1 protein-coding gene (cut by a window edge) is annotated in these 15,575 nt (G+C 46.9%); it reads right to left on the reverse strand.

What is annotated here, in order from left to right:
- Positions 1–15,340, reverse strand: partial view of a YDG domain-containing protein gene (locus ICN13_RS08455; RefSeq protein WP_216139921.1) — the 5' portion only. The gene continues 13,523 nt to the left of window position 1, outside the view; the window shows 15,340 of its 28,863 coding nt (coding positions 1–15,340); it begins with the start codon at positions 15,338–15,340; its stop codon lies off the left edge, out of view.
- Positions 15,341–15,575 lie beyond the last annotated feature (235 nt).

Genomic DNA, 15,575 nt, shown 5'->3' on the forward strand with positions numbered 1-15,575 from the left:
AGATATAGTTTGATGCTGCTGGACCATTTAAGCTATTGCTAATTGTGACACTGATGGCATTAGCTACATTGCTTTGTGCAAAACTACCTGACTGAATTAAGTTTACGTTTGCAAGGTCAGCAGTAACAACACCTACCAAAGTTCCACCCGCAATAGTTGCTGCAGTAGTGCCGTCATAGACTTTATTAGCAGCAACTGTAGTACCACCTACCATGAGCACCTTTTGGGAGATATTGGCAGTAATCCCTGTAGGCTGAGTTAAGGTGTAATTACCACTAGCAGATCCTGAAATACTGGCCACCATCACCAAGGCTACATTATTAGCCGCATTCGGTGAAACAAATGTAGCAGTTTGAGCAAGGGTGACATTAGCCAGATCCCCTGTTGCCACCCCAACTAAGGATCCGCCACTCACATTAGCGCTCTTCGTGCCATCATAGGTTTTAGCAGCGATGGTGATGCCGGTCACTGTCAAGGCTTTTGGTGTCAGCGTGACAGTATTTTGAGTATTACTACTAACCGTGTTGTAAGCAGGAGTGATAACGTAGTTACCAATCGATGCAGTACCTCCGCCAAGAGTAATTGCCGTGACATAGTTACTGTTGTTGGCCGATACATTGATTGCATTGATCGTTGCAGAACTAATACTGCTAATTGTTTGGCTATTGACTAAGCCAGTGACAGTAAAGGCTGTTGGAGTAACTGTCGTAGTGCCACTATAAATAGCATTAATAGTTACACCTAATGGTGCTGGAGTAATAGAGACCCTATTGGTTGCAGCGCTTTGTGATGTATTAACTGGTAAGCCATTAGTTAAGGTGCTATTGAATGTGCCATTTATTAAGTAATTGAGTGAAGAGAATGTATTGACACCGGTTGCAGTACCAGCAATCGCGGTAACGTAGGCGCTTGCAGCATTAGCATTTGCAGAACTCACTGTGACGTTGGTAATCGTATCCCATGCTGCCAAACCTGTTGTGACGATAGTTGCATTTTGATTTGAATACGAAGTTGTGCCGTTATACACGCCGCTAACGGTAATACCTAATACTGTTGGTGTAATCGTATAAGTCCGCCCTGCTGGCACTACCGTGACTGCTGAACCATCGGTTGCTGATACGCTAGCTGCAGTGAGGGCTGTGTTAGTCTGCACTGCATTGGCATTAGCACCGTTTGAGGCTGTAGTACCCCCTACTGTTGGGCTAAACATCAGCACTGATTTAACGTATACCGGTGTAGTCGTGGTGACACCAAAGCTTGCAGTGATTGAACCTGTATAGCTCACTGTCGAGTTAGCCTGCAACCAAGCATTGGCTGAGGCTGAGTTATAGCCTGTGCCATAGGCTGCAGAATAGTTGGAATTGAGGGTGACAGAAATAGCCAGAGTATTAGTGAGTCTCTGACGATAGTTAATGAAGTTGCCGCTGACATAGCCAGAGGCCTTCACCAGTGCGCCGCCAAGAATGCCATAGGAGATATTTTTGGTAGCATCAGCATTTGCAGTGGTAATGCCGATGGCATTGGCAATTGTGCAACCAGTGGTACAGGCTGCATTCTCAGGAGCCGCCATGGAGATGCCCACTACCCCACCAGTATTGGTAATGGTGCCAACGGCTGTAACGTTACCGCCCGTAGTTGTACCCGCAGCTATACCATCACCACCCGTAATTCGAATACCATCAACACCAGAGTTCGTTACACCGGCAAGGCTGACGTTACCAACAGAATCAACGATGACGCCACCTACTGTTCCTGAATTCTGAATAAGCGCAGCAGTAGTGATATTTCCACTAGTACCTAGACCGGTTAAGTAGACACCAGCAGCGCCGGTAATGGTTGCAGATGCTACAGTATTAATTGCCTGGCCACTTACCGCAGTTGAGTGGCCGTTAAATGTAATTACACCGTATGTCGCGTTGGTTGCACTCATCACTGCCGCAGCATTGCTAGCGTAAATTCCAAAATTAGCGGTTGAGCTTCCAGTGATAGTAATTGCGCCGCTAGTAGTTCTAATTACTGCGGAGTAATTCACGCCAGAAGAATTACTTGAGACGCCGTTGATCACGATATTGCCAGTAGCATAAATTGCGTTGTTAATACCGATACCAACGTTTGAAGCTGTTGCTAAGGTAGATAAATTATTAGTAGTGGGGTTAATAAAGCCGCTTACTGGAGTGCAACCCGTACCAGTGCAACCGAAGGTGTTATCGAGCAACACATAGCCTGGCAAGGACAAACTTGAGGTGCCAATTACATCGGGGTCAATGACAGACCCTGCTGATTTAGCGATGTAATTAATAATAGAGTTTGCGCCTGAAGTGAAGGTAAGCGCTCCACCAGTAATATTAGAAGCCCTAGTGCCCCTCGTGGTGTCATAAATCACATTGGCTATTGGCACACCCGTATTCGCCACCAGAGCAATCGCACCAGTTTGGTTGATGATGTTATTTGAGGTAAAGGTGATATTGCTACCAGCCGCATTGTCTGTAATGGCGCCGGTTTGGGTAATACCAGTGGTGCCCCCTCCTGCGACGTTATTCGCTGTTACCGTGAGGTTGCTACCGCCGGCATTAATCGTTACTGCACCGAGTGAGACGATAGTTGATGCTGCGCCGCCGTTACCAGTGATCGTGACGTTGTTAGCTGTAATGAGGCCAGTTACTGTTACGACTGTTGCGGTTGCGGCTGCAGTTGTTTGCGTGCCTGTGATCGTCACTACTCCACCGGTGATGGCGCCAGTGTCGTTGATAGCTGAACCTGTGGTGACAGTTGCATTGATCGTTACCGCTTGGCCAGTAGCGGTAATAGCGCCTGAGCTGGTATACCCAGTGCCTGTCTGACCATTCACAGTAATAGTAACGCCACCAGCACTAGAGGCGATGGTATTGGCGCCTTGCACAAAACCTATGCCCGTACCATTGGCTACTGCATTAATCGTCACACCAGTAGTACCCGCTAAAGTACCAGCAGATAATGCGCCGCCTAAAGTAATCGCATTACCGTTCACTGCAGCATTAGCTGGTGTTGTAGCCGTTGCGCAGCCTAGGCAGGTGTTATCTAACAGGATGTAACCAGGGACGGTAATGGCTGGTGGCGAGATCGTGCCGCCATTGGTCTTGATGATGTAATTAATGGCTGAGGTAGATCCAGCGGTAATCGTTAAGGCAGCGCTACTAATAGTCGAAGTCTTATTACCAGTAGTAGTGTCATAAATAATATTGGATGCCGTACCGCTGGTGTTTGCTGCTAAGCTGATTGCACCGTTCTGGCTAATATTGTTATTATAGATAAAGCTGATGTTTGAGCCACTCACTCCAGTAATTGCGCCAGACTGATAGATACCACCTGCAGTACCTGGGGTAGCGATCACATTACCGGTAACCGTGATGCTGCCACCTGTGGCGCCAGTATTAATGGTCAGAGCAGCGATTTGCACAGCATAAGCAGGCGCGCCAGATGAGGTGCCGGTGATCGTGATGTTATTGGCAGTGATTAAAGTGGTGCCGTATACGCCATAACCAGTAGTAGTTCCCCCCGTTAAGGTAATGTTGCTACCCGTTGATGTCATTACTGCAGAGTAACCAATGCCTTGGGAGCCGCTAGAGACGCCGTTTTCAGTAATGGCACCAGTGGCATAGATCGCGTTATTGATTGTCAAACCAATAGACGCTGTTGCTAATGAGGCTAGATTATTCGTAGTGGTATTAATAAAGCCGCTAGCTGGTGTGCAGCCTGTGCCAGTGCAACCGAAGGTGTTATCGATCAATACATAACCAGGTAATGCTAGGGTTGAACTGCCGATCGCACCTGGATTAATAGCTGAGCCAGCAGACTTCACAATGTAGTTAATACCTGAAGCATTAGTGCCAGCAGCAATTGTTAAGGTGCCAGTGGTGATATTAGAAGCTTTAGTACCGGAGGTCGTATCGTAGGTGATGTTTGCTGCAGTGCCACCCGTATTCGCCACCAGAGCAATCGCACCAGTTTGGTTGATGATGTTATTTGAGGTAAAGGTGATATTGCTACCAGCCGCATTGTCTGTAATGGCGCCGGTTTGGGTAATACCAGTGGTGCCCCCTCCTGCGACGTTATTCGCTGTTACCGTGAGGTTGCTACCGCCGGCATTAATCGTTACTGCACCGAGTGAGACGATAGTTGATGCTGCGCCGCCGTTACCAGTGATCGTGACGTTGTTAGCTGTAATGAGGCCAGTTACTGTTACGACTGTTGCGGTTGCGGCTGCAGTTGTTTGCGTGCCTGTGATCGTCACTACTCCACCGGTGATGGCGCCAGTGTCGTTGATAGCTGAACCTGTGGTGACAGTTGCATTGATCGTTACCGCTTGGCCAGTAGCGGTAATAGCGCCTGAGCTGGTATACCCAGTGCCTGTCTGACCATTCACAGTAATAGTAACGCCACCAGCACTAGAGGCGATGGTATTGGCGCCTTGCACAAAACCTATGCCCGTACCATTGGCTACTGCATTAATCGTCACACCAGTAGTACCCGCTAAAGTACCAGCAGATAATGCGCCGCCTAAAGTAATCGCATTACCGTTCACTGCAGCATTAGCTGGTGTTGTAGCCGTTGCGCAGCCTAGGCAGGTGTTATCTAACAGGATGTAACCAGGGACGGTAATGGCTGGTGGCGAGATCGTGCCGCCATTGGTCTTGATGATGTAATTAATGGCTGAGGTAGATCCAGCGGTAATCGTTAAGGCAGCGCTACTAATAGTCGAAGTCTTATTACCAGTAGTAGTGTCATAAATAATATTGGATGCCGTACCGCTGGTGTTTGCTGCTAAGCTGATTGCACCGTTCTGGCTAATATTGTTATTAGAGATAAAGCTGATGTTTGAGCCACTCACTCCAGTAATTGCGCCAGACTGATAGATACCACCTGCAGTACCTGGGGTAGCGATCACATTACCGGTAACCGTGATGCTGCCACCTGTGGCGCCAGTATTAATGGTCAGAGCAGCGATTTGCACAGCATAAGCAGGCGCGCCAGATGAGGTGCCGGTGATCGTGATGTTATTGGCAGTGATTAAAGTGGTGCCGTATACGCCATAACCAGTAGTAGTTCCCCCCGTTAAGGTAATGTTGCTACCCGTTGATGTCATTACTGCAGAGTAACCAATGCCTTGGGAGCCGCTAGAGACGCCGTTTTCAGTAATGGCACCAGTGGCATAGATCGCGTTATTGATTGTCAAACCAATAGACGCTGTTGCTAATGAGGCTAGATTATTCGTAGTGGTATTAATAAAGCCGCTAGCTGGTGTGCAGCCTGTGCCAGTGCAACCGAAGGTGTTATCGATCAATACATAACCAGGTAATGCTAGGGTTGAACTGCCGATCGCACCTGGATTAATAGCTGAGCCAGCAGACTTCACAATGTAGTTAATACCTGAAGCATTAGTGCCAGCAGCAATTGTTAAGGTGCCAGTGGTGATATTAGAAGCTTTAGTACCGGAGGTCGTATCGTAGGTGATGTTTGCTGCAGTGCCACCCGTATTCGCCACCAGAGCAATCGCACCAGTTTGGTTGATGATGCCGTTACTAATAAATTTGATATTAGAACCGACTGCGTTGTCAGTGATAGCTCCTGCCTGGTAGATGCCGGTATCTGTATTGGTATTTACAGTCCCAGTAACGTTTAGATTCGTGCCGCCAGCCACGATCGTCATCGTATTGAGATAAACGGCATAAGTACCACCGACTTCTGAACCAATCACGTCAATTGACTTGGCGGTAATAGAATTATTGGGACCTAGCTCAACACCATTACCTGTCGTTGTTGAAATACCAGTGATATTCACTGCCCCACTATTGGCAGTAATTGGAGTAACGACCCATCCACCACCATTGAAGTTACTTACTGCTAAACCTGTTGTCGTAGTTCCTGATAGATTAATGTTGGCTGATGTAGAAGTTAAACCTGACTGCAATAAGATTGCACCGCCACCCGAACCACTACCGCCCGCATTAACCGCAGTAATTGTGATTGAATTCAGAGCAAAAATATTGCCAGTGATATTAATGCCGTTGCTAGTTGTCACTAGTGCTGCCCAACCAGAGAGCGCGCTATTTATATATCCACTAACCGGTGTACAGCCATACCCAGCACACCCATAAGTGTTATCAAATAAGACATATCCAGGTAAAGGTACGCCACTAGTACCAATAGGAGATGTTGTTAAAGCTGCACCAGCTGAAATTTCAATATAGTTAATTGCTGATGTTGAGCCAGCAGTAAGATTTAATGTGCCAGTAGCGGATATTATTGAAGTCTTGTTGCCCGATGTCACATCATAGGTAATATTGGCAGCTGTGCCGCTAGTATTTGCAGGCAAGCTAATCGCACCGTTTTGATTGATATTGTTATTAGAAATAAAGCTGACGCTTGAGCCGTTCGCACCGGTAATAGCCCCAGCCTGATAAATGCCGCCAGCCGCCCCAGGAGTGCCAATTACATTACCGGTAACCGTGATGCTGCCATTAGTAGCACCACTATTAATGGTTAATGCCCCTAGATATACATTCCAGGCAGCCGCTACAGAGGAGGTACCGGTAATCGTGATGCTATTAGCTGTAATAGATGCGGAGCCAGCATACACGCCATAATTATTTGTAGTTCCACCATTGAGAATGACTGCGCCATCCGTAGACGTAAGAGCCACAGAGTAACCAACCCCTTGATTATTATTACTTACGCCATTCGCCGTAATTGAATTTATGGCATAGATTAAGTTGTTGATAGTGATGCCAACTGAGCTAGTCGCTAAGGCAGCTAAATTATTGGTGGTTGTATTAATAAAGCCGGTAATTTGGGTGCAACTTGCACCGGAACATCCATATGTGTTGTCTAGCAATATATAGCCAGGCAATGGAACGGTGCTACTTCCGATAGTATTCGGATTAATCGGTGAACCTGATGATTTGGCAATGTAATTGATTGCGGATAAATTAGTACCTGTAGCGATACTCAATGCACCCATCGTGATCGTAGAGCTCTTATCACCACTTGTGGTGTTATACGTAATAGAAGCTGCAGTACCACCCGTATTCGCTACCAGACTGATTGCGCCATTTTGGCTGATGATACCGTTGGTAATAAAGCTGATGTTTGAGCCTACTGCATTATCAGTAATGGCGCCGCTTTGATAAATACCGGTATGCGTAGTCGCTCCTACAGTACCAGTGACATTCAGGTTCGTACCACCTGCTACGATTGTTAAGGTATTGAGATATACAGCATAAGTGCCACCAACTTCGGAGCCAATAACGGTAATCGATTTAGCACTAATGGAGTTATTGGGGCCAAGGTAAACACCATCACCAGTAGTAGTGGATGTTCCAGTAATGTTAACTGCCCCACTATTAGCAACGATTGGACTAACACCCCAGACGCTGGTTAGGTTAGAGACACCTCTACCAGTCGTGGTAGTGCCGGTAATATTAATATTACCCGTCGTTGCTGTTAGACCAGCCATCACCATGACAGCACCATTACTACCTGCATTAATGCCGTTGATCGTAATTGCTGTGCCACTCAGAGCGGTATTGATCGTAATACCATTGCTAGTAGTAACTAATGTTGCCCAGCTTGTTAGGTTCTTATTGAGATAACCCGTTACTGGCGTGCAACCTGAGCCTGAGCAGCCAAAGGTGTTATCTAAGGTAATCGTTCCTGGAACACTCACTGCACCACCAACTGTAATCGCACCTCCAGAAGCGAGCAGCGCGTAATTAATACCCGAAGTAGAGCCTGCGGTAATATTTAACGGTGCGGTACTAATGGTGGTGAGCTTATTACCAGTCGTCACGTCATAGATCACATTCGATGCACTACCGCTCGTATTGGCCGCTAAAGTGATCGTGCCATTTTGATCAATGCGATTATTGGAGATAAAGCTAATGTTTGAGCCATTAGCACCGGTAATGGCGCCTGACTGAGTGATGCCATTCGCAGCACCCGGAGTGCCAATCACATTGCCGGTAACCGTGATGCTGCCACCCGTTGCAGCGCTGTTGATTGTTAAAGCAGCAAGCTGAACATCCCACCCTGCAGTAGCAACAGTTGAGGTGCCCGTCACCGAGATGCTGTTGGCGGTAATGAGGGATGATGGGTTATAGACACCATAGTTATTCGTTGTTGCGCCATTGAGTGTGACCGCCCCACCGGTAGATGTCATGACTGCCGAGATACCAATACCTTGGTTAGCGTTAGCAGCGCCACTCACGGTAATAGCACCCGTGGCATAAATAGCATTGTTCAGAGTTACACCAACTGAGCCTGTTGCTAAGGTAGCTAAATTATTGGTGGTTGTATTAATAAAGCCGGTAACTGGAGTGCAGCCTGTGCCGGTGCAACCAAAGGTATTGTCAATCGAGACATAACCAGGAAGCGCAACAGAGGTACTTGCAATAGTGCCTGGATTAATCGCAGAACCAAGTGATTTAGCAATATAGTTAATCGCCGCAGTTGATCCTGAGCCGATGGTCAGAGCACCGGTAGTGATATTGGAGTTCTTGTTGCCTGAGGTGGTGTCGAAGGTGATGGCTGTAGCAGTGCTACCCGTATTCGCTACCAGACTGATTGCGCCATTTTGGCTGATGATACCGTTGGTAATAAAGCTGATGTTTGAGCCTACTGCATTATCAGTAATGGCGCCGCTTTGATAAATACCGGTATGCGTAGTCGCTCCTACAGTACCAGTGACATTCAGGTTCGTACCACCTGCTACGATTGTTAAGGTATTGAGATATACAGCATAAGTGCCACCAACTTCGGAGCCAATAACGGTAATCGATTTAGCACTAATGGAGTTATTGGGGCCAAGGTAAACACCATCACCAGTAGTAGTGGATGTTCCAGTAATGTTAACTGCCCCACTATTAGCAACGATTGGACTAACACCCCAGACGCTGGTTAGGTTAGAGACACCTCTACCAGTCGTGGTAGTGCCGGTAATATTAATATTACCCGTCGTTGCTGTTAGACCAGCCATCACCATGACAGCACCATTACTACCTGCATTAATGCCGTTGATCGTAATTGCTGTGCCACTCAGAGCGGTATTGATCGTAATACCATTGCTAGTAGTAACTAATGTTGCCCAGCTTGTTAGGTTCTTATTGAGATAACCCGTTACTGGCGTGCAACCTGAGCCTGAGCAGCCAAAGGTGTTATCTAAGGTAATCGTTCCTGGAACACTCACTGCACCACCAACTGTAATCGCACCTCCAGAAGCGAGCAGCGCGTAATTAATACCCGAAGTAGAGCCTGCGGTAATATTTAACGGTGCGGTACTAATGGTGGTGAGCTTATTACCAGTCGTCACGTCATAGATCACATTCGATGCACTACCGCTCGTATTGGCCGCTAAAGTGATCGTGCCATTTTGATCAATGCGATTATTGGAGATAAAGCTAATGTTTGAGCCATTAGCACCGGTAATGGCGCCTGACTGAGTGATGCCATTCGCAGCACCCGGAGTGCCAATCACATTGCCGGTAACCGTGATGCTGCCACCCGTTGCAGCGCTGTTGATTGTTAAAGCAGCAAGCTGAACATCCCACCCTGCAGTAGCAACAGTTGAGGTGCCCGTCACCGAGATGCTGTTGGCGGTAATGAGGGATGATGGGTTATAGACACCATAGTTATTCGTTGTTGCGCCATTGAGTGTGACCGCCCCACCGGTAGATGTCATGACTGCCGAGATACCAATACCTTGGTTAGCGTTAGCAGCGCCACTCACGGTAATAGCACCCGTGGCATAAATAGCATTGTTCAGAGTTACACCAACTGAGCCTGTTGCTAAGGTAGCTAAATTATTGGTGGTTGTATTAATAAAGCCGGTAACTGGAGTGCAGCCTGTGCCGGTGCAACCAAAGGTATTGTCAATCGAGACATAACCAGGAAGCGCAACAGAGGTACTTGCAATAGTGCCTGGATTAATCGCAGAACCAAGTGATTTAGCAATATAGTTAATCGCCGCAGTTGATCCTGAGCCGATGGTCAGAGCACCGGTAGTGATATTGGAGTTCTTGTTGCCTGAGGTGGTGTCGAAGGTGATGGCTGTAGCAGTGCTACTTCTATTTGCGGCTAAGGTAATGGCGCCAGTTTGATTAATAACGCCATTACTTATGAACGTAATGTTAGTCCCATTAGCTCCAGTGATAGCGCCTGTATCAGCAATCGCTGCCACTCCTGGATTGGCAGTATTGGTTGCAATAAGCGTAATTGGTGCACCTGTTCCTGTCACTGTCATGGCGCCACTCATGCTGATAGTGGCATTACCATTGCCTGGGGCAGAAGTACCAGTAATAAAGATTCCAGTTGCCGCAGAAATACTAGCGTTATCCCAAAATGCAAAATTACCAGTAGTGTTTGAACCGGTAATGGTTACCGATCCAGCTGTGGCAGTGAGAACACCATTGAGATTAACTGCAGCGTTACCAGCAAGTTGAGAGCCATTCATGATGATATTGCCGGTGCTGGCTGTAAAAGTAGCGGCTGAGCTTTGCGCCCAAATACCGCTACCGGTATTAGTAATACCCAATACGTCTATATTGCCTGTAGTCGCTGTGATTGCTACCGTAGAGTAAACACCATGATTACCGCTATAGGTAACACCATCCAGAATAACGCCAGAACCACCGGTTAAAGCTCCGCTCACAGTGATACCGTTTGCTGCTGTAGTGGCTAATGTAGAAAAGTTAGCAGTGGTAATGTAGTTATCTACTGCAAATAAAGGGATGCATGGAGCCGATGCGCAACCGTAGGTATTATTAATTCTGATAGTGCCGTTAACACTAACTCCATTAGCTGTTAGGGCAGCGCCAGCGGAAAAGATTGAATAATTTACTGCAGATGTGCTGCCAGAAGCCAAAGTAAATGCTCCTGCTGTAATAGCCGAAGATTTATTACCAGTACGGCCGTCATACAGGATGGTAGAAGTGGATCCGCTGATATTCGCTACTAACGTAATAGCGCCAGTTTGGTTGATGACATTGTTAGAGATAAAGCTGATGTTACTTCCAGATACATTGTTTGTTATAGCTCCAGTACTATTAATTCCAGTTAACGAACCCGCGACGCTACCATTACCTTGAATATATAAATTGCCATTACCGCTAATGGTAAAGGTACTGCTACCAAGTCCAATAATTGGCACTGTTGCTGTTGTTGAATACGTGCTAGCTGAAATGGTGATGCCGCCAGAGCTTGAGCTAAGTGCAAAACCTCCAGAGGAAAAACCATAATAGTTATTGGATATACCGTTGATGTATATACCAGTTGTACTGGCTAAGGATCCAGCAGTCAGAGCCCCACTAGCGGCAATACCAGAGACAGAAACTACTGGCGTTAACGTACTAGCATTAGCGGTAGTAATAAAACCTGAAGACGGAGTTCCACCAACACCGCCAGTACCACCGAAGGTATTAATCAAACTGATATATCCAGGAACTGATACCCCCCCAACAGCAATAGTGGATCCAGCTGATTTTGCAATATAGTTAATTGCAGCTGTAGATGTGCCCGAGGTTGAGAGAGCGCCACTGGTTATAGAGCTGTTGAGATTACCGGTTGTAGTGCTATAGGTAATGGCACTCGCTGTTCCAGATGTATTGGCAGCTAAGTTGATTGCGCCAGTTTGATTAATGATGTTATTTGATGAAAAGGTGATGTTGCCGCCATTAGCATTTTGTGTGATGGCGCCAGTTGAACTAATGCCAGTATTACCGCCAGCAGCTATGTTATTTCCAGTTATGGTGATATTTCCGGCTGCGTTTGTAATGGTTGATGCACCGAGGTTAACAACAGTAGCTGCTGTTCCAGATGTGCCGGAAATCGTAACGCCTGTAGCTGCTGAAATCGCAGCGGAAGTAGTAATAGCAATGACCGAACCAGTAGTCGTAGCAGTCAAATTGACTGAACCAGCATAAGATGTCACAGGTGAGGTGATATCTATCACACCCTTGTTGGCGGTAATAGAGGTGGATGTATTGTTTACCGTGATATTAATATTGCCTACAGCAGCTATAGGGAATGCAGTTGAATAGCTGTTAAATACAAAACCCCACTGTGCAGCTCCGCTAGGGTTTGAATTAATATCAATGGAGCCGCCGATATACCAAGCTCCAAAGATCCCAAAAATAGGGGCAAGATTTGATGATGTGGTGACTGCCACATTTCCACCGGTTGTGGCTGCTGTTACAGCAGTTGTACCTGTGCTCGTGGTATTGAAGACGCTACCAGGCGCGACAAGAGCAACAGTGCCATTGACAATAGCGCCTCTAGTAATCACTCCAGCTGATGATATTGAGCCGCCAGTTCCATCCAGCGCTATAAAGCCACCTTTTGTAGTGATGTTGCTAGAAATACTAATATTTGAACCGGCTACTGTGGTTGTCGTATTTGAGGCGAAGAAAGATTGGGCTACGACATTGATCTTTCCGGTACTAGTGGAATTAATTGCGCCATTAACAATAACTTGGCCACTGGATAAATAATTTAGGGTTAGATTACCGGCACCGGTATTGGTAGTAGTGCCTGTTAAGGTAATCGATTGCGCTGTACCAGTTCTAGTGTCGTAAGTAAGACTAACGTTAACCCCTGAAGCTGGAGCAAATGTTAAGTTAGTTGTTTGAGTAATGGTGCCATCAGCAATGATTTGAACACTCGTTCCAGCATTAATCGCCGTTTGAATTTGTGTGGCACTAACGTTTGTTTGATTGGTAAATGTAAGCGGATTAGTTCCGGTTGATGTTCCTGCGGTGGTGCTTATAGTGACGTTAGTCGGGTCTAGTAGCCACATTCCTCCCCTACCCGCATTAATGCTCGCCATCATGCTGAGAGTTTGGCCAGAGGTTTCGATGAAACCCCCATTTTGATTGCTTAGATTTTGATCTAGCTGAGCTACATTAATGCTTGAATACTGATCTAGGCTTGTAGATAAAGCAAAAGGCAAAGTGCCGTTGCTTGCATCATTGCCTATGAGTATTTGTCCACCCTGGTTATAGCCAGTTGCTTCGATTGCGCTACTGGTAATAGTGACATTTTTAGTTGCGGATAAACCAATGCTTCCGCCACGGCCTGTTGAACCGTTCGTTTGAATAGTGCTAGTTTGAATATTGAGATCACCGTTATTGGCGATGAGCGTGATGGCGCCACCATCTGTTGTGCCATTTGCTGCAATGTTGCCTGCTACTGTAATTTGATCACCTGAAAATGCAATTGCCCCACCCGGCCCATTATTGCCATTGGCTTGCACCACACTACCCGCTTGGGTATTGATTATTGGAGCAGATGCATAGATTGATCCGCCCGTTGTGCCATTTGCCTTTACCTGGGCCGTCGCCTGCAAGTCCAGCAAGTTGCTGCCGGTGAGGTAAATCACATTACTGTTTGTTTGAGTAGCTGCTGTAGCTTGCAACGCGCTTTCATCATTGGCTGCTGTGCTTGAGTAAACCTGATTCAGATGTTGATCAGCATTTTGCGCAATGAGATATGCTGGTAATTCTTCTGGGCGCTTGGCTGTGCCGTTGACCGTAATGGTAGTAGCGCTATTGGCTGGCAAGCTGGTGCTAAGGTTAAGACCACCCGACACATAAATTGCTTGGGCTAACAACTCTATGGCATTACCCAAAGAGCCTGCATTACCAGCTAGGTTATAGAGACTGGTGTTGATGTTGCCAGCAGCATAGATGCTCTGCGCCTGAACCGTGACTTTACTTGCTGTGATGCTGCTACCTACGTTAAGGTACGCAATGGAGGAGCTGATGATTACATCTAAGTTCTGACCACTGATATTGGCATTAAGGTTAAAGATGCCGCTTGAAGATAGGGTCAAGGTTGTGTAGTTATTGCCAGCTTTGAGAATATCCGCCCCACTAGCAATCGTCAGACTGCCTGTACCGTTTTGAGTACAGCTACCAATCGGGCAAGCGGTGGTGTTGGCCGTTACAGCAATGCTCACATTGCTATTGGACAGTACTGCTGAGATGAGGCTTGCCGTTGCCTGACCAATGGTCAGATCAATCGGATCTAAGAGCCAAGTACCGGCTTTACCATTGGCGGCTGTTGTAACGATCTGGGTTTGGGGAGCTAGCGCCACAGTTCCTTTAGAACTGGTTTCAATAAAGCCGCCATTACCAGACAAGGCGCCCCCCAGGGATTTGAGGATGCCCGCTACTGTGGTTCTCACTTCAGACCAGATCGCAATAGAGCCACCATTGCCAGACTGGGTGGCAGAGGTATCGATTAGAGCGCCCTGCTCAATCGTGACGGTTCTAGCCAGTTGTTTGTTGTTAGATGCTGCATCAGCATTGGCTTTTGCTACTTGGGCAGCTTGCGTAGGATTGCTTGCTTGTGTATTAACTTGGGTGCCACCTGAGACTTGGGTATTGGCTAGGCCAATGTTCACTTGTCCACCACCTGTTGCACCAGTAGCAGTGGTTTTGGAGTTTTGCGCAATGGTGATGTCATTGGCAACGATATTAATTTGACCACCCTGGCCTGTTTGGCTATTGGCACTTACTTTGCCAGCCTGAGTCACGGTATTGGCTACCAGTTCAATCACGCCGCCGTTGTTGATGGCTGAGCTGGCCGAGATTCTGCCGGTGTTCTTAATCACGCTGGCCATCAGTTGGTTAGCTGATCCTGCGGCAATCACTACTAAGCCGCCATTGACCTCAACCACCCGCTTGTTTTCGATCAGGCCGTTATAGGTAGCAACGTCTACTTTGACGCTAATGAGCGAATTTCCCTTAAAGTCCAATGTAATTTGCTCACCAGAAGCCATGGCCACTGTGCCCGAGCCTTTTTTGGCCAGTAAGAAGCCTTCATTTCGAACTTCGGGCGCTAGCAATGCAATGTAACCGCCCTCAACATTGGTCTTAATGTTGCCTTCGTTGATCACCGCACCAGCGCCATTACCTTTGAAGGTGGACTTACCTTCCATGAAGTCTTTATTGGAGATATTCATGGTTGTTGCTACAACACCAGCAGCGTCAACTTGTGATCCTTTTGCAAAAGTTACGCCATTGGGATTAACAAAAATGACTTGGCCATTGGCTTTGACTGCACCTTCAATAACAGAAGCACTTGGTCCTGTTATACGATTCAGTGTCACTGCATTGGCATTGGGTTGATTAAAGTTTACGGTTGCATTTTTACCGACGTTAAAACTATCCCAATTAACTACTGCACGCTGTGAAGTTTGGTTCACATTTAAGGTTGCAGTTGTGGCAGTTTGTGATTGTGAAATTGTTGCGTTTCCAGCGACGACTTGACCACCGGTTGGGAGGGCTAATGCTGGCAAAACAGGAACCATGGGATTTGCAAATGCACTTGCAGAAACTAGCAGTGCACAGATGAAAAAAGTATGCGAAATACTGCTTGCAAAATTGACTTTTGCAAAACAATTTTTCAACGATATTTTCAGAGAAAGGAGCGACCTTTTCTGATGGGCTTTTTTCAATGCAAACTCAGGGTTATTTCCGGAAGCAGAATTTTCCCAAAGCCCTATATCCATTGATATTAGCCCTGGGGATAACGCTCTGAAAGCC

Source organism: Polynucleobacter sp. MWH-Berg-3C6 (assembly GCF_018881855.1).
Lineage (GTDB): Bacteria > Pseudomonadota > Gammaproteobacteria > Burkholderiales > Burkholderiaceae > Polynucleobacter.